Origin of the sequence: Pseudomonas sp. SMN5, assembly GCF_052041925.1 — a bacterium.
Taxonomy (GTDB): Bacteria; Pseudomonadota; Gammaproteobacteria; order Pseudomonadales; family Pseudomonadaceae; genus Aquipseudomonas.
In genome coordinates, this window is sequence record NZ_JBKGGX010000007.1 from 112,892 (window position 1) to 136,533 (window position 23,642).

Annotated in this window: 27 protein-coding genes; 21 read left to right on the forward strand and 6 right to left on the reverse strand. The window is 60.5% G+C overall.

Features of this window, described 5'->3' with window-relative positions; all coding sequences use genetic code 11:
* Positions 1-114 precede the first annotated feature (114 nt).
* Complete coding sequence (locus ACLEJR_RS09270) at positions 115-1,059, forward strand: Nudix family hydrolase (RefSeq protein WP_440799204.1); 945 nt, start codon at positions 115-117, stop codon at positions 1,057-1,059.
* Between the two features lie 150 nt (positions 1,060-1,209).
* Here the strand turns inward: ACLEJR_RS09270 and ACLEJR_RS09275 are convergent, their stop codons facing one another.
* From ACLEJR_RS09275 to ACLEJR_RS09285, 3 genes are read right to left on the reverse strand one after another with little or no spacing between them, the layout of a single operon-like run.
* The gene (locus tag ACLEJR_RS09275; RefSeq protein ID WP_440813464.1) at positions 1,210-1,791 is read right to left on the reverse strand and encodes a cob(I)yrinic acid a,c-diamide adenosyltransferase; all 582 of its coding nucleotides are present in this window, start codon (positions 1,789-1,791) and stop codon (positions 1,210-1,212) included.
* 2 nt (positions 1,792-1,793) lie between these two features.
* On the reverse strand, positions 1,794-3,830 hold the full coding sequence (locus ACLEJR_RS09280; protein WP_440813466.1) for a sensor histidine kinase: 2,037 nt from the start codon (positions 3,828-3,830) through the stop codon (positions 1,794-1,796).
* 45 nt (positions 3,831-3,875) lie between these two features.
* Positions 3,876-4,793 (reverse strand): putative 2-dehydropantoate 2-reductase, encoded by a 918-nt coding sequence (locus tag ACLEJR_RS09285; protein ID WP_440813469.1) that lies wholly within the window; start codon positions 4,791-4,793, stop codon positions 3,876-3,878.
* 142 nt (positions 4,794-4,935) lie between these two features.
* Here ACLEJR_RS09285 and ACLEJR_RS09290 point away from each other — a divergent pair, with 142 nt between their 5' ends.
* Both ACLEJR_RS09290 and ACLEJR_RS09295 read left to right on the forward strand, forming a co-directional pair.
* Complete coding sequence (locus ACLEJR_RS09290) at positions 4,936-5,421, forward strand: YajQ family cyclic di-GMP-binding protein (protein WP_440799196.1); 486 nt, start codon at positions 4,936-4,938, stop codon at positions 5,419-5,421.
* A 144-nt stretch (positions 5,422-5,565) separates the two neighbouring features.
* Positions 5,566-6,411: a mechanosensitive ion channel family protein gene (locus ACLEJR_RS09295; RefSeq protein ID WP_440799194.1), complete on the forward strand. Its 846-nt coding sequence runs from the start codon at positions 5,566-5,568 to the stop codon at positions 6,409-6,411.
* Positions 6,412-6,523: 112 nt separating this feature from the next.
* Here ACLEJR_RS09295 and ACLEJR_RS09300 read toward each other — a convergent pair whose 3' ends face one another.
* Positions 6,524-7,855 (reverse strand): OprD family porin, encoded by a 1,332-nt coding sequence (locus tag ACLEJR_RS09300; RefSeq protein ID WP_440799192.1) that lies wholly within the window; start codon positions 7,853-7,855, stop codon positions 6,524-6,526.
* Between the two features lie 206 nt (positions 7,856-8,061).
* Positions 8,062-8,229 (reverse strand): hypothetical protein, encoded by a 168-nt coding sequence (locus ACLEJR_RS09305; RefSeq protein WP_440799190.1) that lies wholly within the window; start codon positions 8,227-8,229, stop codon positions 8,062-8,064.
* A 513-nt stretch (positions 8,230-8,742) separates the two neighbouring features.
* Between ACLEJR_RS09305 and ACLEJR_RS09310 the strand changes: the two genes are divergently transcribed.
* Both ACLEJR_RS09310 and ACLEJR_RS09315 read left to right on the forward strand, forming a co-directional pair.
* On the forward strand, positions 8,743-9,168 hold the full coding sequence (locus ACLEJR_RS09310) for an HIT domain-containing protein (RefSeq protein ID WP_440799216.1): 426 nt from the start codon (positions 8,743-8,745) through the stop codon (positions 9,166-9,168).
* Positions 9,169-9,172: 4 nt separating this feature from the next.
* Entirely contained in the window at positions 9,173-9,379 is a 207-nt protein-coding gene (locus tag ACLEJR_RS09315) for a SlyX family protein (protein ID WP_440799189.1), read from the forward strand.
* 189 nt (positions 9,380-9,568) lie between these two features.
* Here ACLEJR_RS09315 and ACLEJR_RS09320 read toward each other — a convergent pair whose 3' ends face one another.
* Positions 9,569-10,174, reverse strand: coding sequence for a cold shock domain-containing protein membrane protein (locus tag ACLEJR_RS09320; RefSeq protein WP_440799187.1), 606 nt, complete (start codon positions 10,172-10,174; stop codon positions 9,569-9,571).
* A gap of 397 nt (positions 10,175-10,571) precedes the next feature.
* Between ACLEJR_RS09320 and ACLEJR_RS09325 the strand changes: the two genes are divergently transcribed.
* The 16 genes from ACLEJR_RS09325 (at position 10,572) to queE (ending at position 23,638) form a co-directional block, all read left to right on the forward strand.
* Positions 10,572-11,045 (forward strand): Dps family protein, encoded by a 474-nt coding sequence (locus tag ACLEJR_RS09325; protein WP_440799185.1) that lies wholly within the window; start codon positions 10,572-10,574, stop codon positions 11,043-11,045.
* Between the two features lie 325 nt (positions 11,046-11,370).
* The gene (locus ACLEJR_RS09330) at positions 11,371-11,715 is read left to right on the forward strand and encodes a ribbon-helix-helix domain-containing protein (protein WP_440799183.1); all 345 of its coding nucleotides are present in this window, start codon (positions 11,371-11,373) and stop codon (positions 11,713-11,715) included.
* A gap of 144 nt (positions 11,716-11,859) precedes the next feature.
* Entirely contained in the window at positions 11,860-12,081 is a 222-nt protein-coding gene (locus tag ACLEJR_RS09335) for an FmdB family zinc ribbon protein (protein WP_245143008.1), read from the forward strand.
* Between the two features lie 75 nt (positions 12,082-12,156).
* Positions 12,157-13,932, forward strand: coding sequence for an aspartate--tRNA ligase (gene aspS / locus ACLEJR_RS09340; protein ID WP_440799180.1), 1,776 nt, complete (start codon positions 12,157-12,159; stop codon positions 13,930-13,932).
* Between the two features lie 117 nt (positions 13,933-14,049).
* Positions 14,050-14,796: a YebC/PmpR family DNA-binding transcriptional regulator gene (locus ACLEJR_RS09345; RefSeq protein ID WP_018614256.1), complete on the forward strand. Its 747-nt coding sequence runs from the start codon at positions 14,050-14,052 to the stop codon at positions 14,794-14,796.
* 193 nt (positions 14,797-14,989) lie between these two features.
* Complete coding sequence (gene ruvC, locus ACLEJR_RS09350) at positions 14,990-15,514, forward strand: crossover junction endodeoxyribonuclease RuvC (protein ID WP_063324612.1); 525 nt, start codon at positions 14,990-14,992, stop codon at positions 15,512-15,514.
* 113 nt (positions 15,515-15,627) lie between these two features.
* The gene (gene ruvA / locus ACLEJR_RS09355) at positions 15,628-16,236 is read left to right on the forward strand and encodes a Holliday junction branch migration protein RuvA (RefSeq protein ID WP_440813471.1); all 609 of its coding nucleotides are present in this window, start codon (positions 15,628-15,630) and stop codon (positions 16,234-16,236) included.
* Positions 16,237-17,298 carry a Holliday junction branch migration DNA helicase RuvB gene (gene ruvB / locus ACLEJR_RS09360; protein ID WP_041023877.1) on the forward strand — a complete coding sequence of 354 codons (1,062 nt, stop codon included), beginning with the start codon at positions 16,237-16,239 and terminating at the stop codon, positions 17,296-17,298.
* 127 nt (positions 17,299-17,425) lie between these two features.
* Positions 17,426-17,893, forward strand: coding sequence for a tol-pal system-associated acyl-CoA thioesterase (gene ybgC, locus ACLEJR_RS09365; RefSeq protein WP_440813473.1), 468 nt, complete (start codon positions 17,426-17,428; stop codon positions 17,891-17,893).
* Entirely contained in the window at positions 17,883-18,578 is a 696-nt protein-coding gene (gene tolQ, locus ACLEJR_RS09370; protein WP_440799175.1) for a protein TolQ, read from the forward strand. Before ybgC ends, tolQ begins: the two co-directional genes overlap by 11 nt.
* Positions 18,579-18,601: 23 nt before the next feature.
* Positions 18,602-19,054, forward strand: coding sequence for a protein TolR (tolR, locus tag ACLEJR_RS09375; protein ID WP_161796096.1), 453 nt, complete (start codon positions 18,602-18,604; stop codon positions 19,052-19,054).
* Entirely contained in the window at positions 19,054-20,133 is a 1,080-nt protein-coding gene (gene tolA, locus ACLEJR_RS09380) for a cell envelope integrity protein TolA (protein ID WP_440799173.1), read from the forward strand. Before tolR ends, tolA begins: the two co-directional genes overlap by 1 nt.
* Positions 20,130-21,431, forward strand: a complete 1,302-nt coding sequence (gene tolB, locus ACLEJR_RS09385; protein ID WP_440799171.1) for a Tol-Pal system beta propeller repeat protein TolB — start codon at positions 20,130-20,132, stop codon at positions 21,429-21,431. Before tolA ends, tolB begins: the two co-directional genes overlap by 4 nt.
* Before the next feature lie 52 nt (positions 21,432-21,483).
* Complete coding sequence (gene pal, locus ACLEJR_RS09390) at positions 21,484-21,981, forward strand: peptidoglycan-associated lipoprotein Pal (RefSeq protein WP_003178634.1); 498 nt, start codon at positions 21,484-21,486, stop codon at positions 21,979-21,981.
* Positions 21,982-21,987: 6 nt separating this feature from the next.
* Complete coding sequence (gene ybgF / locus ACLEJR_RS09395; RefSeq protein WP_440813474.1) at positions 21,988-22,824, forward strand: tol-pal system protein YbgF; 837 nt, start codon at positions 21,988-21,990, stop codon at positions 22,822-22,824.
* 166 nt (positions 22,825-22,990) lie between these two features.
* The gene (queE, locus tag ACLEJR_RS09400; protein ID WP_245142993.1) at positions 22,991-23,638 is read left to right on the forward strand and encodes a 7-carboxy-7-deazaguanine synthase QueE; all 648 of its coding nucleotides are present in this window, start codon (positions 22,991-22,993) and stop codon (positions 23,636-23,638) included.
* Positions 23,639-23,642 lie beyond the last annotated feature (4 nt).

Sequence of the window (23,642 nt, forward strand, 5' to 3'; positions counted from 1 at the left end):
GCGATGGCGGCACAACGGCTGCACACTTTTGAGGTGAGCGGCCCAAGTCGAACCCCTTTATCAACGGCCGGCGCTCAAGGCGTGGCAAACGGCCGGCCTGGAGGACACTGCGCGGTGAAACGAGTCCATGTAGCGGCGGCAGTCATTCGTGACGCTGCCGGCAAGATCCTGATCGCCCGACGGGCCGACACCCAGCACCAGGGCGGCCTGTGGGAATTTCCCGGTGGCAAGGTCGAGGCCGACGAGTCCGTCGAGAAGGCGCTGGCCCGGGAGCTCCATGAAGAGCTGGGGATAGTGGTCGGCACCGCCCGACCGCTGATCAAGGTGCGCCACGATTACCCCGACAAGCAGGTATTGCTCGATGTCTGGGAAGTCTCGGCGTTCACCGGCGAGCCGCATGGCGCCGAGGGGCAGCCGCTGGCCTGGGTGACGGCCCGCGATCTGCCGAATTATGAGTTTCCGGCCGCCAATCAACCGATCGTCGCTGCGGCCCGCTTGCCGGGCGAATACCTGATCACCCCTGAAGGCCTTGAGACGCCGGCGTTACTGCGCGGCCTGCAGAAGGCGATCGCCGGCGGCATCAAGCTAGTGCAACTGCGTGCCCCCAACGGCTACGACCCGCAATACCGCGACCTGGCGGTGGATGCGGCGGGGTTGTGCGCCGGCAAGGCGCAATTGATGCTCAAGGGGCCATTCGAGTGGCTGGGGGACTTTCCGTCCGCTGGCTGGCACATCACCGCCGCGCAGTTGCGTAAACACGCAGCGGCCGGTCGCCCGTTCGGCAAGGAGCGCTGGTTGGCGGCTTCCTGTCATAACGCTGAGGAACTGGCCCTGGCGCAGCAGATGGATGTGGATTTCGTGACGCTTTCGCCGGTACAACCGACCCAGACCCATCCCGAGGCGCAGCCGTTGGGTTGGGAGGAAGCTGCGCGGTTGATCGAAGGTTTCAACAAGCCGGTTTATCTGCTGGGCGGGGTCGGGCCTGATGACCGGCAAAAAGCTTGGGAGGCTGGGGCTCAGGGTGTGGCGGGGATTCGGGCGTTTTGGCCTGGGGCATGATTTTTGTGGTGTGGCTGCTGACCCCTTCGCGGGCAAGCCCGCTCCCACAGGGTGATCGGTTGTGAGCGCAGATTGAGTGTCTGACGCAGATCCAATGTGGGAGCGGGCTTGCCCGCGAAGGCGGCCTGACAGGCGATACATTTCTTTTGATCAATCCCCAGGCTTGGCCGCCGCCTCCCAAAGCACCTCGGCCACCCCTTGCCGCCGGGCTATCACTCGGGCCGCCACGAATAGCAGGTCCGACAACCGATTGATATAAGCCAGCCCCGGCCCGGCCAGCGGTTCGACCGTGTTCAACTGCTGGCAACGACGCTCGGCACTGCGAGCCAGGCTGCGGCAGACATGGGCCTGGGCAATCAGCGTCGAGCCGCCGGGCAGGATGAAGTTTTCCAACGGTCCCAACTCCTCGTTCCAGACATCGATCGCCGCTTCCAGTCGTTCGACTTCCGCCGTATTCAACGCCTGATAGGCCGGCATCGCCAGTTCACCGCCCAGATCGAACAGGCGGTGCTGACATGGCGCCAGCACGTCACTGACTTCCCCCAGCGCCGGGTAGCGCGTGGTTTCGGCGGCAAGTCCGGCCAATAGCAACCCCAGCTGGCTGTTCAGCGTATCCACCTCGCCAATGGCCTCGATTCGTGGATGGTCCTTCGCCACGCGACGGCCATCGCCCAATCCGGTTTCACCCTTGTCGCCGGTGCGGGTGTAAATCTTCGACAGGCGAAAGCCCATGCTCAGCGCTCCAGTTGTATGTTTTCCTGCTGGGTGAGGGACGTGCCGGCCAACGGCAGGCGCAGGGTAAAGCAAGTGCCCTGGCCCGGTGCCGATTGCACTTCCATCTGGCCCTTGTGGTTATTGGTGATGATGAAATACGACACCGACAGCCCGAGGCCCGTGCCCTGGCCGATCTCCTTGGTGGTGAAGAACGGCTCGAAGGTCCGCTTACGGACGTTTTCGCTCATGCCGATGCCGTTGTCTTCCACCTGGATCTCCGCCCACGGCGGATTCAGCCGAGTGCGCAGGATGATGCGCCCCGGTTCGCTGTCGTCCTGGCGTTGGTGGATTGCCTGGGCGGCGTTTTTCAACAGATTGAGCAACACTTGTTCCAGTTCGTTGGCCGTGCCGGGCACCGGCCCCAGGTTCGGGTCGAACTGACGGATGATCGCCTGGCCCTTGAAGTCGAAGCCTATCGCCAGGTCGAAGTCGTTGCCGGCGATTTCCACCGCCTGGTCGATCAGCGCCGGCAGGTCGCAGGGTGCCATCTGCCGCGTGCTGCGGCGGCTGAAGCTGAGCATGTGGGTGACGATCTTCGCGGCCCGGGCACCGGCCTGCTGGATGCCGTCGAGCAGCTGCGGGATCTCCCGGCCTTCCAGGTAACGATTGACCGCTGGCAGCTCGATGCCCAGTTGCTCGGCCTGTTCGAGGTTCCTCGGCAGGTCCGGCGACAGCCGCCGCCGGATGTTCTGCACGTTGTGCAGGATCGCGCCCAGGGGGTTATTGATCTCGTGGGCCATGCCCGCCGCGAGACCGCCGACCGAGAGCATTTTTTCCGATTGCACCATCATTTCCTCCAGCGACAGGCGCTGGGTGATGTCATCGATGCGGATCACCACCCCGCGCCCGGCGCCGCCCATCAATGGGTAGAAGGTCAGGGCGTAGTGTCGCGCTTCGTCGTCCTTGGTCCAGGTGACCCGTTCGATCTTCGCCACCGTATGTTGTTCGACGGTCTGCTTGAGCTGCGGCAGGTACGGTTTGAGCGGTTCGAAGGCGAGGAAGATCGGCTGGTTCAGCGCCTCGTCCAGGCGCGTGCCGGAGAGCGCGCTGGCCTCCTGGTTCCACTGGGTGACGTAGAGCTGTTCGTCGAGGGCGATCAGCGCCGAGGGCATGGAGTCGATGATGCTGTTGAGGTAGTTCTGGAAACCGGTGAGTTTTTTCTCGATCTTGCTGCGCACCTGGACTTCCAATTCCAGCTTGCGATTGGTATGGCGGGTTTCTTCCGCCAGGCCTTGGGCCTGGTCGTAGGCGGCCTGGGAGTCGTCCCGGGCGCGCTTGAGCTGTTGCTCGCGGGCTTCGATCCGCGACAGCATGGTGTTGAATGCCTCGGCCAGGCTGCCGATCTCGTCGTGGTTGCCCCGGGCGGCGCGCAGTGAATAGTTCTCTTCGCGGGTGACCTGGCGTGACAGTTCTTCGAGTTGATGGATCGGTTGGGTGATCAGGCGCTTGATCTGTTGGGCAATCACCAGCCAGAGCAACACACTGAAGATCAGGATGCCGAGGCTGGCGGTGAGGGTGCCGGTGTAGAACGCCGTCGGCAATTCACTGCTGGCCACCAGCAACAGATGCCCCGGTGTCTTGCCGGGACGGGGCAGGGTGATCACCTGGTTGCTGCGAAACTCTCCGGCCTGCCAGGCCTGCATATGGCGGAAATGGTCGGGCAACTTGAGCTTTTCGCCCTGTTGCAACTGTGCCAGGCGTTCGCCCTCACCGTCATATAAGGCCGCTGCTCGCAGCGGTCCGTAGCTGTTGAGCTCATCGAGCAGGCGCTTGGCGGTTTGCGGCGATTGCAGTGCGTCGGAAATCAGGCTCGGGTTCGCCACCAGCCGGCCGATGGTCTGCAAGGCCTGGGGTGCCATGCTTTCCTGGGAAATGTAGTAGGCGGCGCTGATAAAGGTCAGGTTGGCCACCAGCAGAACGGTGGTCAACAACACCAACAGGGCGGCCAGCAGTTTCTGGCCGACCGGGAGGTTTTCAAGGCGTTGGCGCAATGGCATCAGAGTCGTCGCTGCAAAAGAACACGAGGGCAGCGTAGCCGCTGCTCAGTCGCTGGGCAATCCGAGGTTGTCCAGGTGGGCAATCAGGCGCTGTCGCAGCTGTTCCAGGTGCGGGATCACCAGCCCATGGCGTTGGGCTGACTTGCAGGCGTGGCCGAGCAGATAGCTGATTTCGGTGCGGCGCCGATGTTTGACGTCCTGGTACATCGAGGAGTAATTGGCGGCGGTGGCCTGGATCACCCGTTCGACTTCCGAATGCAAGTGCTCGGCCGCAGCCGGCTGGCCGCAGCGTTCGAGCAGGTCGGTGAGCTCTGCGCAGAGGGTCGCGACTTCGCAATGGTGCGCCCGCAAGCCGCCATTGTTGCAGTCATGCAGTACCGTCAGCGGATTGATCGCGCAATTGAGCGCCAGTTTGCGCCAGAGCCGGGTGAGGATCTCGGTGCTCCATTCGTGGGGGATGCCGGCGGCGCTCAGGTCGTCCAGCCAGAACGGCGGCACCGGGTGGGCGGGGTCGCCAAGCCAGGTGTAGCCGTGGCCGGCGAACACCACGCGCCAGTCACCGTCGCGAAATGCGCCCTCGGTGCTGGAGGCACTGATGCAGCGGGCCTGGGGGACGCGGTTTGCCACCGCATCCTGGCTGCCGAGGCCGTTCTGTAGAAGGATCAGTTCCGACTCGGCGCCCAGGCGGTGGGCCACCGAAGCCACCGCGGCTTCGGCATCGTAGGCTTTGCAAGCCAGCAGCAGGCGCCGGATCGGTTCGGAGCTGTCCGCCGTTTCGCCGGGCACCGGGTAGAATTGCGGCTGGCCCTGTTCCACCAGGGTCAGGCCTCCGGCCGCCTCATACGCCTGCAACCGGTCGTCATTGCGCAGCACCAGCCGCACCGGCAGGCCGGCCCGGGCCAGGCGCGTGGCCCACAGTGTGCCAAGGCTGCCGGCACCGAGGACATGCCAAGTGGTGGACATCAGTTTTTTACTCGGATTGGCGCAGGCATCTGAGGGCTCACAGCGTCGATTGGAAAAGACCCGTTATAATGAGCCCGATTTCAACCACAAGCCAAGCGCGCGCCTTCGTTACGGGCGCGCCTTTTTATTTGGAGAACACTACATGCCGTCATTCGACGTGGTATCCGAACTGGACAAACACGAAGTCACCAACGCCGTTGAAAACGCCGTCAAGGAACTCGACCGTCGCTATGACCTCAAGGGCAAGGGCAGCTTCGAGTTCAAGGAAAAGGAGCTGACCGTCAACTTGACCGCCGAAGCCGACTTTCAGCTTGAGGCGATGATCGAGATCCTCAAGCTGGCGTTGGTCAAGCGCAAGATCGACGTGCAATGCCTCGAGGTCAAGGACGCCTACGCGTCGGGCAAGGTGGTGAAGCAGGAAGCCGTGCTCAAGGAAGGTATCGACAAGGAACTGGCCAAGAAGATCGTCGCTCATATCAAGGACGCCAAACTCAAGGTCCAGGCCGCCATCCAGGGTGAGCAGGTCCGGGTGACCGGCAAGAAGCGCGACGACTTGCAGGAAGCAATCGCTGCCTTGCGCGGCAAGGAATTCGGCATGCCGCTGCAATTCAATAACTTCCGTGACTGATGTTCCAGTTACATGAAGACCCTGTGGCGTGGGAGCTTGCTCCCGCTGGCTGCGTAGCAGCCTATTATAGATAGGCGCTACGCACCCAGGCGCGAGCAAGCGCCCTTGCCATAATGCCGCGTGCAATAGGATAAGGAGAACACGATGGACTTGAACGCTGAAGTGGACCACCTGGTCAAGGCTTCCCAGGCCTGGATCCCAATGATCATGGAGTACGGCAGCCGCGTGCTGCTGGCGATCGTCACCCTGGCCATCGGCTGGTGGCTGATCAACAAGGTGACCCAGAAGCTGGGCGCGCTGCTGGCCCTGCGTAATGCTGACCTGGCGTTGCAAGGGTTCATCAGTACCCTGGCGAATATCATCCTGAAGATACTGCTGATCGTTAGCGTGGCCTCGATGATCGGTGTGGAAACCACCTCGTTTGTCGCGGCCATCGGTGCGGCCGGCCTGGCGATCGGCCTGGCACTGCAGGGCAGCCTGGCGAATTTCGCCGGTGGGGTGCTGATCCTGTTGTTCCGTCCGTTTCGCATCGGTGACTGGATCGAGGCCCAGGGCGTTGCCGGTACGGTCGATGCGATCCAGATCTTCCACACCGTGCTGCGCACTGGCGACAACAAGACCGTTATCGTGCCCAACGGCAATCTGTCGAACGGCATCATCACCAACACCAATCGTCAGCCGACCCGCAAGGTGGTATTCGATGTGGGCGTGGATTACCAGGCCGACTTGCAAAAGGCCCGGCAGGTGCTGCTGGATCTGGCAAAGGACGAGCGCGTACTGGCCGATCCGGCACCTGAAGCAGTGATTTCCACCCTGGGCGACAGTTCGATCACTGTGTCGTTGCGCATCTGGGTGAAAACCGCGGACTACTGGAGCGTGATGTTCATGCTCAACGAACAGGCCCGGGACCGCTTGAAGGATGCCGGGATTGATATTCCGTTTCCCCAGCGGGTGATTCGGGTCGTCCAGGAACCTTCTTCGGTGCAATGATGCTTCGGTAGTTGCTTGACCTTTTGGTCAGGGTTTCCATGAACCAGGCACAATGAAAAAGGCCCATCCGAAGATGGGCCTTTTTTGATTACCGCGAACTAACTTTCGACAATTACAGAATCGAAATCGGGTAGTCGACGATCAGGCGGAACTCATTGATATCGCCTTCAGCCTGGTCGGTGTTGGCGCGATGCCATGCCTGACGAACGCGGAACGACAGGTCCTTGGCAGGGCCGGCCTGAACCACGTACTTGGCTTCGAAGTTGGTTTCGTGATGCTTGCCATCATCACCATAACCGATGGCGTTGTATGGGCTGGTGGCATCCATTTTGGACCCGTCGATATCCCAACCTTTAACGTAGCGGGCCATGAAGCTCAGGCCAGGTACGCCGTACTCAGCCATCTTCAGGTCGTAACGAACCTGGGCAGACTTCTCGTTAGGGGCGTTGAAGTCAGAGTACTGGATGGAGTTTGCGAGGAAGATCGAGTCGCCACCACGGTTGTTCTTGCCTACACCGATGTAGTCGAACGGAGTGTCGCCGTTGACTTTCTGGAACGCGACGGTAACGGTGTGTGCTTTAAGGAACGAGTAAGCGGCAGCCAGGGAGAACGTGGTGTTGCTGATGTCGCCAGCCTTGGCGCTGCCGGCGTCGGTGGTGCGGTAGATGTTACCGTCCAAGTTCAGCGACTGATCACCGCCCATAGGGATAGTGTAGTTCAGGTTACCGTAGTACTGGTTCCAGATATCTTCCAGCTTGGCGCCGTACACCGATGCGCTCAGGTTGTCGCTGAAGGCGTATTTGCCGCCAAGGTAGTCGATGGTGTTGGCTTCCACGCCAGCGTAGTTTGCAAACAGACCGCCGTCACGAGCGTTGCGATCCTGGCTGGTGCCCGAGTAGAAGTGGCCGGCTTCGAGGTCAAGATCTTTGACTTCACTGCTCTGCAGTTGGAAACCGCTGGCAGTTTGAGGAAGGATGCGGGAGCCACCGACTGCGAACACTGGAGAAGTGCTAGGCTGCATGTCGCCGAATTTCAGCTCGGTCTTGGAGATGCGGAACTTGATGGCCGCGCCGGCTTTGCCCTGGCTGTCGTTCACATCGCCATCGGCGTCGCGGCTCATGTTGCCAGTGCCGCCAGTGCCGTCGCCACCGTCCAGTTTGACGGCCAGGTAACCGAATGCATCGATACCGACGCCTACGGTGCCTTGGGTGTAGCCGGAGTTGAAGTTGCCCCAGATGCCTTGGGTCCAGTCTTTCTGATCGTTGCCACCGTTTTTGTTGTCACGGTTGAAGTAGTAGTTGCGCAGCAGCAGCTTGGCGCTGGCATCTTCCACAAAGCCTTTGGCTTCAGACTGGTCAGTTACAAACGGTGCGGCCGTAGCCATTTGGGTACTGGCTGCTGCTGCAACGGCCAGTGCGATCATGCTCCACTTCATCACGCGCATCGTGATTTGCTCCTTTGGTTTTAGAAGAGTACTGCCGTCCCACCTGTTTTATTATCTGGGCGGCTCTTTCTTTTTGTGTCGGCGCAAACTTATATCACGCCGACCCTATTGGCGATACTTGCCCATACAACCTTTCAGCTTCTTTACGACCATGTCGCCAATGGCTCGATCCATGTCGTATCTAGGCTGATACCGTGCACTTGGATTCACAACTTTAATGTTGTTTTTTCTTTTTCCGGCATCGGTATAAAGAGTCCATCATTACCGCGTTTGAAGCTCCTTGGGCAGCCTTGCCACTCTAATTTTTTCAACTCCTGGCGGTCTGCGCTCCGGCAGGCCTTCCAGACGATGTGCGGATTGAATGCAACAAGCATGCTCAAATCCGATTCTGCCTTCACATTTTTTTCACATCTTGCTCGCGGTCGCGGTGAAACCTCATGAAACCGGGCCCCAAAGGCCTTGTTTTAAATAGGGTTGACTGCTGCGCAATAGTCATGGTTGCCGGTATGAAATTTCGCGAGACAACCAAAAACGTTACCGGTTCACCCCATCCGGTGAGTAAATCCCGGATGCTTCGTGCACTGAGCGTAGACGCACTGTGCTGTTTTGGTGCAAAAAATTTCAGGCTGGACGAAATTCCTACAGCTGTCGCGGTATGTAGCCGCGCGGCCCAGGTTGTCTGCATGACCCATGCGCCGAATAGGGGCGCGCGGCTGCACTGGTTCATGGCACTCCCGGACCAAAATACATCAGCAGCCAGTGGTTGTTCCGGACCTGGACGTTACGCAGTGAACCTTCTGCGGTTAGCCGGTATGCTGCAGGTCTGTGCCCGACGCAGTCCCCAGGGCCGCTCGTCCGGGCAGGATCATCAACGAGGAGTACGCACGGTGTTTGCCTTAGACCCACGACTGCAACAAGACACATTGCCGATCGGTGATTTCCCGCTATGCCGGTTGCTGCTGTCCAATGATTCCAACTACCCGTGGTTCATCCTCGTACCGCGGCGGGAAAGTATCAGCGAATTGTTTCAGTTGGATGACGGCGATCAACAACAGTTGTGGAAAGAAACCACGGCGCTTGCCGAAACCCTGAAAGATTCGTTCGATGCCGACAAAATGAACGTTGCCACCTTGGGTAACGTCGTCAGCCAGTTGCACATGCATGTGATCGTACGCAAGCGTGATGATGTCGCCTGGCCTGCTCCAGTCTGGGGCAAACATCCGGCGCGGCCTTATACTGAGGTGCAGGTGGCGGCTGTTCGCGAACGCTTGCGGATGGCCCTGACCGATGATTTCAAGTTTCTGGAGGACTGATGCCATGAATCTTGAGGAGCGTGTTACCGAGCTTGAAAGTCGCCTGGCGTTTCAGGATGACACCATCCAGGCCTTGAACGACGTGCTGGTGGAACAGCAGCGTGTAGTCGAGCGGCTGCAGCTGCAAATGGCGGCGTTGCTCAAGCGCCAGGAAGAGATGGCGGGGCAATTCGAAACCTTTGAAGAGGAGGCGCCGCCTCCGCATTACTAACGCCGCAATCCTTGTGGAAGCGGGCTTGCTCGCGAAAAGGGCGGATCAGCCAGCATTGCGACCGACTGACCCACCGCTATAGCGAGCAAGCCCGCTCCCACAGGAAGTGGCGGACCTGGCGTCGATTGGCAGACCATAAAAAACCGCGAGCAGCCTAGGCTGCCCGCGGTTTTTTTTAGCGCTTGGGAATCAGCGACGCGGCAGGGCTGCGATCACGTCTTCGGCTTGCAGGCCTTTGTCGCGGTTCATCACCGAGAATTCCACGCGCTGGCCTTCTACCAGGACGCGGTGGCCTTCGCCACGAATGGCCCGGAAATGCACGAAGATGTCATCGCCGGAGTCGCGGGAGATGAAACCGAAACCTTTGGACGTGTTGAACCACTTCACGGTGCCGGTATCGCGGTTGGACATGTCGTAGTTCTGCGGCGCGGCGGCTGGCGACGACTTCTTGTAGAAGCTGACGGCCAGGTGCAGGGCCACGGCGAGCAGGGCGCTACCCAGGCTGAACAGGATCGCCGGTTGACCGGCGATTTCCGGCATCGGCGCCAGCAGCGCCAGGGTTTGCAAGGCAACGGCCAGCACGAGCAAGGCGCTGACCAGGTTTTGCAGTTGATGACGTGGACCTTTGTTCCAGTACGGAATTACAGGCGCGAGGGTCAGGTTGAGCAGGCCGAAGAAGGCCAGGTACAGTGCGTCGGGGTGTTGCAGGTAAGGTGTGGCTTCGGAACCCAGGCTAGGGATGAAGGACAGCAGCAGGGCAGCTGCGCCCATTAGCAAGTGGACGATTTTCAACATTTTGATTGGCTCACGGTTAAGACAGATCACAAGGAAGAGCTGGTCGGGGGCGGTTCGCTTCGGAACACATTAAGAGGCGGTGGACACGTACCCGAGTCAGCCTATGCGCCATGCCCGGAAGAATAGGCGTAGCGACACACTGCCTATTTAACAGTAAAGCCTGGGCCTTCTCAAACCCGTTGAGAGCGCGGGCCGCGCAGTTCGTCGGCTGGAAAGACTGGCATGCGCTTGAAGCTGTCAGGCAAAGGGCGTTGAATTCTTGAGACTGTCGGAACCGCCAGCGCCCCGGCCTTGTCGGTTCAGAAGGGCTGGCGATCTGTCGCAGGCTGGAGGCGGCCAAATCCACTAGAGTGAACGGTCGTTGTCGAATTCATCACCACCAGGAGATCAACCCACCATGGCTATTGATATCGGAATCAGCGAAGAAGACCGCAAGTCTATCGTCGACGGGCTTTCGCGCCTGCTGTCGGACACCTATGTGCTGTACCTCAAGACCCATAATTTCCATTGGAACGTCACCGGGCCGATGTTCCGCACCCTGCACCTGATGTTCGAGGAACAATACAACGAACTGGCGCTGGCGGTGGATTCGATTGCCGAGCGAATCCGTGCCCTGGGCTTTCCCGCCCCCGGTGCGTATTCGGTGTATGCGCGCCTGTCTTCCATCAAGGAAGAAGAAGGTGTGCCGGGCGCCGAAGACATGATCCGGCAACTGGTCGAAGGTCAGGAAGCCGTGACGCGTACCGCCCGTGGCATCTTTCCTTTGTTGGACAAGGTCAGCGACGAACCCACCGCCGACTTGCTGACCCAGCGCATGCAAGTGCACGAGAAGACCGCATGGATGCTGCGCTCGCTGTTGGAAAGCCAATAAGAGGCACCCGTTATATGCTCCGTGGCGAGGGAGCTTGCTCCCGCTGGGACGGTCCGACGCCTCGGGCGTAGCCGCCCCAAACCTTGTCAGACACAGGTCCTACGGCTGCTGCGCAGCCGAACGGGAGCAAGCTCCCTCGCCACGGGGGCGATATTACCTGCGCGCCGGGTGTAGGACCGTGTAATTCATCGCCCACCTGCTGTTGGCTTGTCCTACGTCGATGGTCATAAAGTCATCTGGAACTGGCGCTGCCGTTGCGCTTCCATAGGACCACGGGTCGGGTATTCCAACCCACAGGCTCGTATGGCAAAGGAGTGTCAACGGTATGATTCAAGGAAAAGAACCCGGGGAGGGCGTGCAGGGGCGCTTCCAACCCATCAGTGTCGACCCGTTTGTCAGGGGGTTCGATATGCAGCTGGCCCGGCCCTGGGCCCGATCCATCCGTCTGAACGGATTCGCCACCTGTCTGCGGCTGGAGCAGGTGTATTGGAACATCCTCGGCGATATGGCCCGGCTCAACCGCTGCTCCATCAGCACCTTGCTGTCCCATGTGGATCGGGAAGTGCATCTGCGTCACGGTGGGGTGCGCAATTTCAGCGGCTTGGTGAGAGTGGTCTGCGTGGTGCATAGCCTGAAGGAGACCGGGATAGAAGTCCCCGCGCGCCATTGACCGCGCAAGCCCGGCGGTGTCCGCAACCCGACGGCGCAGCCTGTGCGGTCTTACGGCTGCACAGGCTGCATTTAATGGCTATAATCTCGCCCTTTGCCGCAAGGCCCAGTCTTGCGGGTGTAACCTGATCGCCGAGATAACCCCATGCCGATGTACGACTATCAATGTGCTTCCTGTGGTCATCAGATGGAAGTCATTCAAAAGATCAGCGACGCAAAGCTGGTCGACTGTCCTGCTTGCCAGGCGCCGGAACTGAAGAAAATGCTCTCCATGCCTGGCTTCCGCCTCGGCGGCACGGGTTGGTACGAAACCGATTTCAAGACCGGCGCCAAGAAGAACCTGGCCGGTGGCGACAAAGCTGACTGAGTTGAACACGCGCGAGTTCTTGCACGGGCAGGGCCTCCAACCGAATGTCGAATTACGAGAAGTGAAACCACTACCATGATGCGCAGCCATTATTGCGGCCAACTGAACGAAAGCCTTGAAGGTCAGGAAGTTACTCTTTGCGGATGGGTCCATCGTCGCCGTGACCATGGCGGGGTGATTTTCCTCGATATCCGTGATCGTGAAGGCCTGGCCCAGGTGGTGTTCGACCCGGATCGCGCTGAAACCTTCGCCACCGCCGACCGCGTGCGCAGCGAATATGTGGTCAAGATCACCGGCAAGGTGCGCCTGCGTCCGGCCGGTGCCGGCAACGCCAACATGGCGTCCGGCATGATCGAAGTGCTGGGCTATGAGCTGGAAGTGCTCAACGAAGCGGAAACCCCGCCGTTCCCACTCAATGAATACTCCGACGTAGGTGAGGAAACCCGCCTGCGCTACCGCTTCATCGACCTGCGCCGTCCGGAAATGGCTGAGAAGCTGCGCTTGCGTTCGCGCATGACCACCAGCATCCGTCGCTACCTGGACGAGAACGGCTTCCTCGACGTTGAGACGCCGATCCTGACCCGCGCCACCCCGGAAGGCGCCCGCGACTACCTGGTACCGAGCCGCACCCACCCCGGCAGCTTCTTCGCCCTGCCGCAATCGCCGCAGTTGTTCAAGCAGCTGCTGATGGTTGCCGGCTTCGACCGCTACTACCAGATCGCCAAATGCTTCCGCGACGAAGACCTGCGTGCCGACCGTCAGCCTGAGTTCACTCAGATCGACATCGAAACCAGCTTCCTCGATGAAAAAGACATCATGGGCCTGACCGAAGGCATGATCCGCAACCTGTTCAAGGAAGTGCTGGGTCTGGAGTTCGGCGAGTTCCCGCACATGACCTACGAAGAGGCCATGCGCCGCTACGGTTCCGACAAGCCGGACCTGCGTAACCCGCTGGAACTGGTGGATGTCGCCGACCAGCTCAAGGAAGTCGAATTCAAGGTCTTCAGCGGCCCGGCCAACGATCCGAAATGCCGTATCGCCGCCCTGCGTGTACCGGGCGGCGCCAGCATGCCGCGCAAGCAGATCGACGACTACACCAAGTTCGTCGGCATCTACGGTGCCAAGGGCCTGGCGTACATCAAGGTCAACGAGCGCGCTGCGGGTGTCGATGGCCTGCAATCGCCGATCGTGAAAAACATCCCTGAGGCCAACCTCAACGTGATCCTCGATCGCGTGGGTGCGGTCGATGGCGACATCGTGTTCTTCGGCGCCGACAAGGCCAAGATCGTCAGCGAAGCCCTGGGCGCACTGCGGATCAAGCTGGGTCATGACCTGAAGCTGCTGACCTGCGAATGGGCCCCGATGTGGGTCGTCGACTTCCCGATGTTCGAAGAGAACGACGACGGCAGCTTCACCGCGCTGCACCACCCGTTCACCGCACCGAAGTGCTCGCCCGAGGAGCTGGAAGCCAATCCGGCGACCGCTCTGTCCCGCGCGTACGACATGGTCCTGAACGGTACCGAGCTGGGTGGCGGTTCGATCCGTATCCACCGCAAGGAAATGCAACAGGCCGTGTTCCGCCTGTTGGGCATCGACGAAGCGGAGCAGGAAGAGAAATTCGGCTTCCTGCTGGACGCCCTTAAGTTCGGCGCACCACCCCATGGTGGCCTGGCCTTCGGCCTGGACCGCCTGGTGATGCTGATGACCGGCGCCCAGTCGATTCGTGAAGTGATTGCATTCCCGAAAACCCAGAGCGCGGCCGATGTCATGACCCAGGCTCCGGGCGAAGTGGACGCCAAGGCGCTGCGCGAGCTGCATATTCGCCTGCGCGAACAGCCCAAGGCTGAGTAAGACCGGCACCTGAGGGCGCATCTTCGGATGCGCCTTTTCGTTGGGGTCGATATTTCCGATTGCCGGCTGCTGCGCCAGCAGGGCGGGCAATGTTTCAAAGAAAAACCGGAGCGAGTTATGGCAGGTCATTCCAAGTGGGCGAACATCAAGCACCGCAAAGAACGTCAGGATGCCAAGAGAGGCAAGATCTTCACCAAGTGGATCCGTGAGCTGACGGTCGCGGCCCGCCAGGGTGGCGGCGACCCGGGTTCCAACCCGCGCCTGCGCCTGGCCCTGGACAAGGCGCTGGGTGCCAACATGAGCCGCGACATCATCGACCGGGCCATCGCCCGCGGCGCCGGTGCGACCGAGGCTGACAACGTTGAAGAGCTGACCTACGAGGGTTACGGCCCGGGCGGCGTGGCGGTGATGGTCGAATGCATGACCGACAACCGCAACCGTACGGCAGCTGCCGTGCGTCATGCCTTCAGCAAATGCGGTGGCAATCTGGGCACCGACGGCTCGGTGGCTTACCTGTTCGAACGCAAGGGGCAGATCAGCTTCGCCCCCGGCCTGGATGAAGATGCCCTGACAGAGGCGGCCCTGGAAGCCGACGCTGACGACGTGGTCAGTCATGAGGATGGCTCGTTCGACGTATTCACCTCGTTCGCCAGCTTCTACGCCGTGCGTAACGCCTTGGAAGCGGCCGGATTCAAGCCTGCCGACGCCGAGATCGTGATGCAGCCGACCACCAGCGCCGAGCTGGACCTTGAAGGCGCCGAGAAAGTGCTCAAGCTGATCGACATGCTCGAAGACCTGGATGACGTGCAGAACGTTTATTCCAATGCCGATATCCCGGAGTCGGTGGCAGAGCAGTTGGGCTGACAGGTGTAATGCTGCTCCCTTAGGGTTTGTTTGAAACCATTGTGGCGAGGGAGCTTGCTCCCGCTGGAGTGCGAAGCGCTCCCAAAAAGGTCTGCTGCGCAGCCCAGCGGGAGCAAGCTCCCTCGCCACGGGTTCACTGTAGGCCTTTGATGAGTTGCATCTTCTTGCCATCGCACTTTTTTTCGCAGGCGTTATGACTTTAATCCTTGGCATCGACCCCGGTTCGCGCATCACCGGCTATGGCGTGGTTCGCGATACCGGACGCGGCTGCGTGTACGTGGCTTCCGGTTGTATCCGCACGGGCGCGGGCGAATTGCACGAGCGCCTGCAGATTGTTTATCGCGGCGTGCGGGAGGTCATCCAGACCTACGGGCCGGTCACCATGGGCATCGAAAAAGTGTTCATGGCCCGCAACGCCGATTCAGCCCTGAAGCTGGGCCAGGCCCGAGGCGCGGCCATTGTCGCCGGTGCCGAAGAAAACCTGGAAATCGCCGAGTACACTGCGACCCAGGTCAAACAGGCAGTCGTTGGAACGGGCGCGGCGAACAAGGAGCAGGTGCAAATGATGGTGATGCATCTGCTGAAGCTGGTCAGCAAGCCGCAGATCGACGCCTCCGACGCCCTGGCCATCGCCATTTGCCATGCCCACACCCGTTCCAGCCTGTTGCCTCATGGCCTGGGAACCGCACGCAGTCGTGGCGGGCGCCTGCGTCTCTGATAGCATCAGCGCAATTATTCAAGAGCCCGAGCATTTTGCGCCTGTCGTCGGCCTTATGTGCGCGGGCAGCGACTCGCCAGCCCGTGGTTGGCCAACCCCCAAGGATCTGAAACGTGATTGGACGCTTGCGCGGCACCCTGGCTGAGAAACAGCCGCCGCACCTGATTCTCGATGTCAATGGGCTGGGCTACGAGCTGGAAGTGCCCATGACCACGCTGTACCGCCTGCCGTCGGTCGGCGAGCCGCTGACACTGCATACCCATTTGGTCGTACGCGAGGACGCGCAGTTACTCTATGGTTTCGTCGGCAAGCGTGAGCGAGACTTTTTTCGTGAGTTGATCCGTCTCAATGGTGTAGGGCCGAAACTGGCCCTGGCCTTGATGTCGAGCCTGGAGGTCGACGAGCTGGTGCGTTGCGTGCAGTCCCAGGACACCTCGGCGCTGACCAAGGTGCCGGGTGTGGGCAAGAAAACCGCCGAGCGCCTGCTGGTCGAGCTCAAGGACCGCTTCAAGGCTTGGGAAGCGGTGCCGGCCATGTTCGCGCTGGTGCCGAACCAGCCGGATGCACCGATGCCTGCGGCCAACGCCGAGAACGACGCGGTGACCGCATTGATCTCCCTGGGCTATAAGCCTCAGGAAGCCAGCAAGGCGATTTCCGCCATCAAGGAAAAAGGCCTGAGCACTGAAGACATGATTCGTCGTGCCCTGAAGGGAATGATTTAAGTGATTGAAGCAGACCGTCTGATCGCCGCCACGGGCGCCCCCCGTGACCGCGAGGAAGTCCAGGACCGGGCGATTCGCCCCGTCAGCCTGGCGGACTATATCGGCCAGCCGACCGTGCGCGAGCAGATGGAGTTGTTCATCCAGGCGGCCCGTGGGCGCAGCGAATCGCTGGACCACACCCTGATCTTCGGCCCGCCGGGCCTGGGCAAGACCACCCTGGCGAACATCATTGCCCAGGAAATGGGCGTGTCGATCAAAAGCACCTCGGGGCCGGTCCTCGAGCGGCCGGGCGACCTGGCGGCGCTGCTGACCAACCTTGAACCCCATGATGTGCTGTTCATCGACGAGATCCACCGGCTGTCGCCGATCGTCGAGGAAGTGCTGTACCCGGCCATGGAAGATTTCCAGTTGGACATCATGATCGGCGAAGGACCGGCGGCACGCTCCATCAAGCTGGACCTGCCGCCCTTCACCCTGGTGGGCGCGACCACCCGGGCCGGCATGCTGACCAACCCGCTGCGCGACCGTTTCGGTATCGTCCAGCGCCTTGAGTTCTACAGCAACGCCGACCTGGCGACGATTGTCAGCCGTTCGGCCGGCATCCTCGGCTTGCCGCTGGACCCGGAGGGTGCCTATGAGGTGGCCCGTCGGGCCCGAGGCACGCCGCGGATCGCCAACCGGTTGTTGCGTCGGGTGCGGGACTTCGCCGAAGTCCGGGCCAAGGGGCACATCACCAAGCCGATTGCCGACCTGGCATTGAACCTGCTGGATATCGACGAGCGCGGTTTCGACCATCAGGACCGACGCTTGCTACTGACCATGATCGAAAAGTTCGACGGTGGCCCGGTGGGCGTGGACAGCCTGGCGGCGGCGATCAGCGAAGAGCGTCACACCATTGAAGATGTGCTGGAGCCGTACCTGATCCAGCAGGGCTATATCATGCGTACTCCCCGCGGGCGCGTGGTGACGCGCCATGCCTACCTGCACTTTGGCTTAAACATCCCGACACGAATGGGCGAGATGCCGGTGGTAGACGAATTCCTCGATGCCGTGGACGATTGAACGCGCTCGATAGGCTGACTTTTTTCCAGCTCGTGCTGTCCCAGACGACGTCTGGAGCGTCAATGCATTCGAGATTGAAAAAACAGTTGCCTGGCCGATTGGCAACCTGAGGAGTAAGCACTAGAGTATGCGCGCGCAAAACGGGCTGGAGTCGTTCGCACATCGCTGTCGCGTTTATTACGAGGACACCGATGCCGGCGGCATCGTTTACTACGTCAATTACCTCAAGTTTATGGAACGGGCTCGAACCGAACGGCTGCGGGAACTGGGTTTCGCCCAATCCGCACTGGCAGGGGAGGACCTGTTATTCGTCGTGCATTCCAGCGAAGCGCGCTACCACGCGCCGGCGCGACTGGACGACGAACTGGTGGTAACAGCCGATGTCGTCGAATTGAACCGCGTCAGCCTGCGCTTCAAGCAGCAGGTCAGGCGGGCTGCGGATAATGTGCTGCTCTGCGAAGGGCAGTTTTTGGTGGCCTGTGTGCGCACCCATAGTTTGAAACCCCGGGCCATTCCCGAAGCTCTACGTGCGGCCTTTGCCGGCGTGAGCGGCGCGGGTACACACTCAGAGCAGGAGATAAAGCGTGGAAGCTAACGTCGTCGACCATACCTCCATGTGGAGCCTGGTCAGCAATGCCAGCGTCGTGGTGCAACTGGTAATGCTGACCCTGGTAGCCGCATCGGTGACCTCATGGATCATGATTTTTCAGCGCAGCAACCTGCTGCGCGCCGGTCGCCGTGCCCTGGAGAGCTTTGAGGAGCGCTTCTGGTCGGGTATCGACCTGTCCAAGCTCTACCGCCAGGCGGGCAGCAACCCGGATCCGGACTCGGGCGTCGAGCAGATTTTCCGTGCCGGTTTCAAGGAGTTCTCCCGTTTGCGCCAGCAACCGGGCGTAGACCCTGAAGCCGTGATGGAAGGCGTGGCCCGTGCCATGCGCGTGGCCATTTCCCGGGAAGAAGAGAAGCTCGAGCAGAGCCTGCCGTTCCTGGCCACCGTCGGTTCGGTCAGCCCGTACATCGGTCTGTTCGGTACCGTATGGGGGATCATGAACTCCTTCCGTGGCCTGGCCTCCGCCCAGCAGGCGACCCTGGCCACCGTGGCTCCGGGCATCGCCGAGGCGCTGGTCGCCACCGCCATTGGCCTGTTCGCGGCCATCCCGGCCGTTATCGCCTACAACCGCTTTTCTGCCCGCAGCGAAACGCTGATCGGCCGTTACTACACCTTCGCCGACGAGTTCCAGGCGATCCTGCACCGTAAAGTGCACACCAGCGAAGAATAAGCAGGTATTTCCCGATGGCTTTAATCGCTCGAGCCCGAAACAAGCGCAAGCCGGTTGCCGAGATGAACGTGGTGCCCTACATCGACGTGATGCTGGTGCTGCTGGTCATCTTCATGGTGACCGCGCCGATGCTCAACCAGGGCGTGAAGGTCGATCTGCCCAAGGTTTCCAGCGAAGCCTTGCCGCAGGACAACAACACCCAGGTCCTGACCATTTCGATCAAGGCTGACAAGACCTATTACTGGAACCTTGGCAGCGAAGTCGATACGGAGAAGCAGCAGGACCGGGCCATGACCCTGCCGCAGATGACTGACGCGGTGACCAAGATCATTCGTGTCGGCAACGACGCCGGCAAGCGTACCCAAGTGTTCATCCGTGGCGACAAGACCGTGGATTACGGCGCCGTGATGGGCGCGATGGGCGGTCTGCAGAAAGCCGGGGTCGGTAATGTTGGCTTGATCACCGAGGCCCCCTGATGCAGCAACAGCGAGAGCCCTCTGCCTCGGAAAGCTACTTCTGGCCCAGTGTCCTGGCAATCGGCCTGCATGTGCTGGTGTTCGGCATGCTGTTCGTCAGTTTTGCCATGACGCCTGAGTTGCCGCCGGCCAAGCCGATCGTGCAGGCGACGTTGTACCAGCTCAAATCCAAGAGCCAGGCCACGACCCAGACCAACCAGAAGCTGGCCGGTGAGGCCAAGAAGTCTGCCGCGCGGCAGACCGAAGTCGAGCAGATGGAGCAGAAGAAGGTCGAGCAGGAAGCGATCAAGGCTGCGGAACAAAAGAAAGAGGAAGCCGCTCAAAAGGCCGAAGAAGCCCGCAAGGCCGACGAGGCGAAGAAAGCGGAGGAAGCGAAGAAGGCTGACGAAGCCAAGAAAGCCGACGATGCGAAGAAAGCTGCCGAGGCGAAAAAGGCAGAAGAGAAACAATTGGCTGATATAGCCAAAAAGAAGGCTGAGGAAGAAGCCAAGAAAGCCGCTGAAGAAGAGGCCAAGAAAGCGGCCGCTGAAGAAGCGAAGAAAAAGATTGTCGAGGACGCGAAGAAAAAAGCGGCTGAAGACGCGAAGAAGAAAGCCGAAGCTGAAGAGGCGAAGAAAAAGGTCGCCGAAGAAGCGAAGAAGAAAGCCGCCGCCGACGCCGCCAAGAAAAAGGCCCAGGACGCAGCGCGCAAATCTGCCGAAGACAAGAAGGCCCAGGCCTTGGCGGATCTGCTTTCCGACACGCCGCAGCGCCAGCAGGCCTTGGCGGACGAGCAGGGCGACGAAGTCGCCGGCAGTTTCGATGATCTGATTCGTGCCCGAGCGGCGGAAGGCTGGGCTCGTCCACCTTCGGCGCGCAAAGGCATGACGGTAGTATTGCAAATCGGCATGTTGCCCGACGGTACGGTTACCTCGGTCAGCGTCGCCAAGTCCAGCGGTGACGGCCCGTTCGATGCTTCGGCGGTCGCAGCGGTCAAGAACATTGGACGATTGACGGAAATGCAAGGAATGAAACCGAGCGATTTCGCTCCCTATCGTTCATTCAAGATGACATTCACACCTGAGGATCTAGCCTTGTGAGAAACCTTCTTCGATCAATGCTCGTCGTTATCTGCTGCCTGGCAGGGATAGCGGTAGCAGAGGAAAAGAACATTCTGGTCACCAGCGGCAGCGACCGGGCGACCCCGATCGCGGTGGTACCGTTCGGTTGGCAGGGCGGCAGCGTCCTGCCCGACGACATGGCGGAAATCATCGGCAACGACCTGCGCAACTCGGGTTACTACGCACCGATTCCGAAGCAGAACATGATCAGCCTGCCGACCCAGGCCAGCGAAGTCATCTACCGTGACTGGAAGGCCTTGGGTGCCCAGTACATCATGGTCGGCAGCATCGTTCCGGCCGGCGGCCGCCTGCAGGTGCAGTACGCCCTGTTCAACGTCGCCACCGAGCAGCAGGTACTGACCGGCAGCGTGTCGGGTGGCGTCGATCAATTGCGCGACATGGCGCACTACATCGCCGACCAGTCGTTCGAGAAACTCACCGGCATCAAGGGCGCGTTCTCGACCCGCATGCTCTACGTGACCGCCGAGCGCTTCTCGGAAAACAACACCCGCTACACCCTGCAGCGCTCCGACTATGACGGTGCCCGCGCGGTGACCCTGCTGCAATCGCGCGAACCGATCCTGTCGCCGCGTTTTGCCCCGGATGGCAAACGCATCGCCTACGTCTCGTTCGAGCAGAAGCGTCCGCGCATCTTCGTCCAGCACATCGACACCGGCCGTCGTGAGCAGATCACCAACTTCGAAGGCCTCAACGGCGCGCCCTCCTGGTCGCCGGACGGTACGCGCCTGGCGTTCGTACTGTCCAAGGACGGTAACCCGGACATCTACGTGATGAACCTGGCTTCGCGTTCGATCTCGCGCGTGACCAATGGCCCGGGCATCAACACCGAACCGTTCTGGGGCAAGGATGGCTCGACCATCTACTTCACCTCCGACCGGGGCGGCAAGCCACAGATCTACAAGACCAGTGCCGGTGGCGGCGGTGCCGAACGCGTGACGTTCGTCGGTAACTACAACGCCAACCCTAAGCTGTCGGCGGACGAAAAGACCCTGGTGATGATCCATCGCCAGGACGGTTTCACCAATTTCAAGGTGGCGGCCCAGGATTTGCAGCGCGGTAGCGTAAAAATCCTCACTGATAGCACTCTGGACGAGTCACCTACTGTTGCGCCCAACGGCACCATGGTAATCTACGCCACCCGCCAGCAGGGCCGGGGAGTCTTGATGCTCGTGTCCATCAACGGACGCGTGAGGCTCCCGCTTCCTACCGCACAAGGCGAAGTCAGAGAACCGTCCTGGTCCCCTTACCTGAACTGACGCGGCGCAATACGTTTTACTTAACACACTGGGGTTCATTAGGAGTTTCACGATGGAAATGCTGAAGTTTGGTAAATTTGCTGCGCTGGCTCTGGCCATGGCTGTAGCTGTAGGTTGCTCGTCCAAAGGCGGCGACAATGCCGGCGAAGGCGCTGTTGATCCAAACGCTGGTTACGGCGCTAACACTGGTGCAGTTGACGGCTCCCTGAGCGAAGAAGCTGCTCTGCGCGCAATCACCACCTTCTACTTCGAATACGACAGCTCGGACCTGAAGCCAGAAGCCATGCGCGCTCTGGACGTTCACGCCAAGGACCTGAAAGCAAACGGCGCTCGCGTCGTTCTGGAAGGCAACACCGACGAACGTGGTACTCGTGAGTACAACATGGCACTGGGCGAGCGTCGTGCGAAAGCCGTTCAACGCTACCTGGTACTGCAAGGTGTTTCCCCAGCTCAGCTGGAACTGGTTTCCTACGGCGAAGAGCGTCCAGTTGCTACCGGCAACGACGAGCAGTCCTGGGCTCAGAACCGTCGCGTCGAACTGCGTAAGTAATTCGTCATGCGAACGTGCCGTCGTGCTGTAACTGTTCTGGCTCTCAGCCTCGCGCCGCTTGCGGCGTGGGCTGCGGTTCCTGTGGTCGATAACGATGCCGGCTATAACAATAGCGGGAGCAGCTATCCGCCTGCGGGTTACGGTACGAACGGCGCCTATGCCGGGGGAGGGGTTTCGGCCCCTGTCTCGGCACAGGGCGAGCTGTTCAACCAGCTCCAGCAAATGCAGGATCAGCTGTCGCGCCAGCAAGGCGTGATTGAAGTTCTGCAGAATGATATTTCGCGCATGAAGCAGGAAAACCTGGAGCGATACCAGGATCTTGATCGGCGCATAGGAACCGGCGTTGCACCTGCCGCGACTCCTGAGAATTCTGGTACCGGTGGCGACTTGAACGCCCCCGGTGCAGCACCTGCCGCAGGCGCGGGGGCAGCCGCTCCGGCACCTGCCGCCGGCGGCGAACCGGCCGACCCGGCGAAGGAAAAGCTCTACTACGATGCCGCCTTCGACCTGATCAAAGCCAAGGATTTCGACAAGGCCAGCCAGGCCTTCGCCGCTTTCCTGCGCAAGTACCCCAACAGCCAGTACGCGGGCAATGCTCAGTACTGGCTGGGCGAAGTGAACCTGGCCAAAGGCGACCTGCAAGGCGCTGGCCAGGCGTTCGCCAAGGTGTCGCAGCTGTATCCCAAGCACGCCAAGGTGCCGGATTCGCTGTACAAGCTGGCTGACGTAGAGCGCCGCCTCGGTCATACCGACAAGGTCAAGGGCATCTTGCAGCAAGTGGTGGCCCAGTACCCGGGCACCTCAGCCGCCCAACTGGCCCAGCGCGATCTACAGCGCATGTAAGCCGGTTTGAGCCCGTATTGAAGAAACCCGCGCCTGTCGCGGGTTTTTTCGTTAGAATTCACGCCCTTTTATGAAACACGCTTTTTGGGATCTACGCGTTGGCGGGGTTCCTTGAAGTGCCTGACGGAGGCGGACAGCCTGTTTAGCTGTTACGCCCGTGGCGACTATGCAAGACACATTGAGAATCACCGAAGTTTTTTACTCGTTACAGGGTGAAACGCGAACGGCCGGGCTGCCCACGGTATTTGTGCGCCTCACCGGTTGTCCGTTGCGTTGCCAATACTGTGACAGCGCCTACGCCTTCAGCGGCGGCACTTTGCGTACCCTCGACGATATCCTTGAACAAGTGGCCGGCTATCGTCCGCGCTATGTCTGCGTCACGGGCGGCGAGCCACTGGCACAACCCAATGCCATTCCGCTGATCAAGCGGCTGTGTGATGCCGGCTACGAGGTCTCGCTGGAAACCAGCGGCGCGCTGGACATCTCGGCGGTCGATACGCGGGTCAGCCGCGTCCTGGACCTGAAAACCCCGGGTTCCAAGGAAGCGCATCGCAACCGTTACGAAAACATCGAGCTGTTGACGCCCAACGATCAGGTCAAGTTCGTCATCTGCTCGCGAGAGGATTACGACTGGGCTGTGTCCAAGCTCATCCAATACGGGCTGGATCAGCGGGCCGGCGAGGTATTGTTCTCACCGAGTCATCATGACCTGAACGCTCGGGAGCTGGCGGATTGGGTGGTGGCGGATAACCTGCCGGTGCGCCTGCAACTGCAGTTGCATAAATATCTTTGGAACGACGAACCGGGGCGCTGATATG

Bases quoted from the DNA above. Each gene is read 5' to 3' on its own strand.
- ACLEJR_RS09320 (WP_440799187.1), bottom strand. From the start codon at position 10,174: ATGTTGAAAATCGTCCACTTGCTAATGGGCGCAGCTGCCCTGCTGCTG.
- aspS (WP_440799180.1), top strand. From the start codon at position 12,157: ATGATGCGCAGCCATTATTGCGGCCAACTGAACGAAAGCCTTGAAGGT.
- ACLEJR_RS09275 (WP_440813464.1), bottom strand. From the start codon at position 1,791: ATGGGCTTTCGCCTGTCGAAGATTTACACCCGCACCGGCGACAAGGGT.
- ACLEJR_RS09315 (WP_440799189.1), top strand. From the start codon at position 9,173: ATGAATCTTGAGGAGCGTGTTACCGAGCTTGAAAGTCGCCTGGCGTTT.
- ACLEJR_RS09295 (WP_440799194.1), top strand. From the start codon at position 5,566: ATGGACTTGAACGCTGAAGTGGACCACCTGGTCAAGGCTTCCCAGGCC.
- ACLEJR_RS09300 (WP_440799192.1), bottom strand. From the start codon at position 7,855: ATGCGCGTGATGAAGTGGAGCATGATCGCACTGGCCGTTGCAGCAGCA.
- queE (WP_245142993.1), top strand. From the start codon at position 22,991: ATGCAAGACACATTGAGAATCACCGAAGTTTTTTACTCGTTACAGGGT.
- ACLEJR_RS09345 (WP_018614256.1), top strand. From the start codon at position 14,050: ATGGCAGGTCATTCCAAGTGGGCGAACATCAAGCACCGCAAAGAACGT.
- ACLEJR_RS09335 (WP_245143008.1), top strand. From the start codon at position 11,860: ATGCCGATGTACGACTATCAATGTGCTTCCTGTGGTCATCAGATGGAA.
- ACLEJR_RS09285 (WP_440813469.1), bottom strand. From the start codon at position 4,793: ATGTCCACCACTTGGCATGTCCTCGGTGCCGGCAGCCTTGGCACACTG.
- ACLEJR_RS09330 (WP_440799183.1), top strand. From the start codon at position 11,371: ATGATTCAAGGAAAAGAACCCGGGGAGGGCGTGCAGGGGCGCTTCCAA.
- ybgF (WP_440813474.1), top strand. From the start codon at position 21,988: ATGCGAACGTGCCGTCGTGCTGTAACTGTTCTGGCTCTCAGCCTCGCG.
- ACLEJR_RS09280 (WP_440813466.1), bottom strand. From the start codon at position 3,830: ATGCCATTGCGCCAACGCCTTGAAAACCTCCCGGTCGGCCAGAAACTG.
- pal (WP_003178634.1), top strand. From the start codon at position 21,484: ATGGAAATGCTGAAGTTTGGTAAATTTGCTGCGCTGGCTCTGGCCATG.
- ACLEJR_RS09325 (WP_440799185.1), top strand. From the start codon at position 10,572: ATGGCTATTGATATCGGAATCAGCGAAGAAGACCGCAAGTCTATCGTC.
- tolA (WP_440799173.1), top strand. From the start codon at position 19,054: ATGCAGCAACAGCGAGAGCCCTCTGCCTCGGAAAGCTACTTCTGGCCC.
- ybgC (WP_440813473.1), top strand. From the start codon at position 17,426: ATGCGCGCGCAAAACGGGCTGGAGTCGTTCGCACATCGCTGTCGCGTT.
- ACLEJR_RS09290 (WP_440799196.1), top strand. From the start codon at position 4,936: ATGCCGTCATTCGACGTGGTATCCGAACTGGACAAACACGAAGTCACC.
- ACLEJR_RS09305 (WP_440799190.1), bottom strand. From the start codon at position 8,229: ATGCTTGTTGCATTCAATCCGCACATCGTCTGGAAGGCCTGCCGGAGC.
- ruvC (WP_063324612.1), top strand. From the start codon at position 14,990: ATGACTTTAATCCTTGGCATCGACCCCGGTTCGCGCATCACCGGCTAT.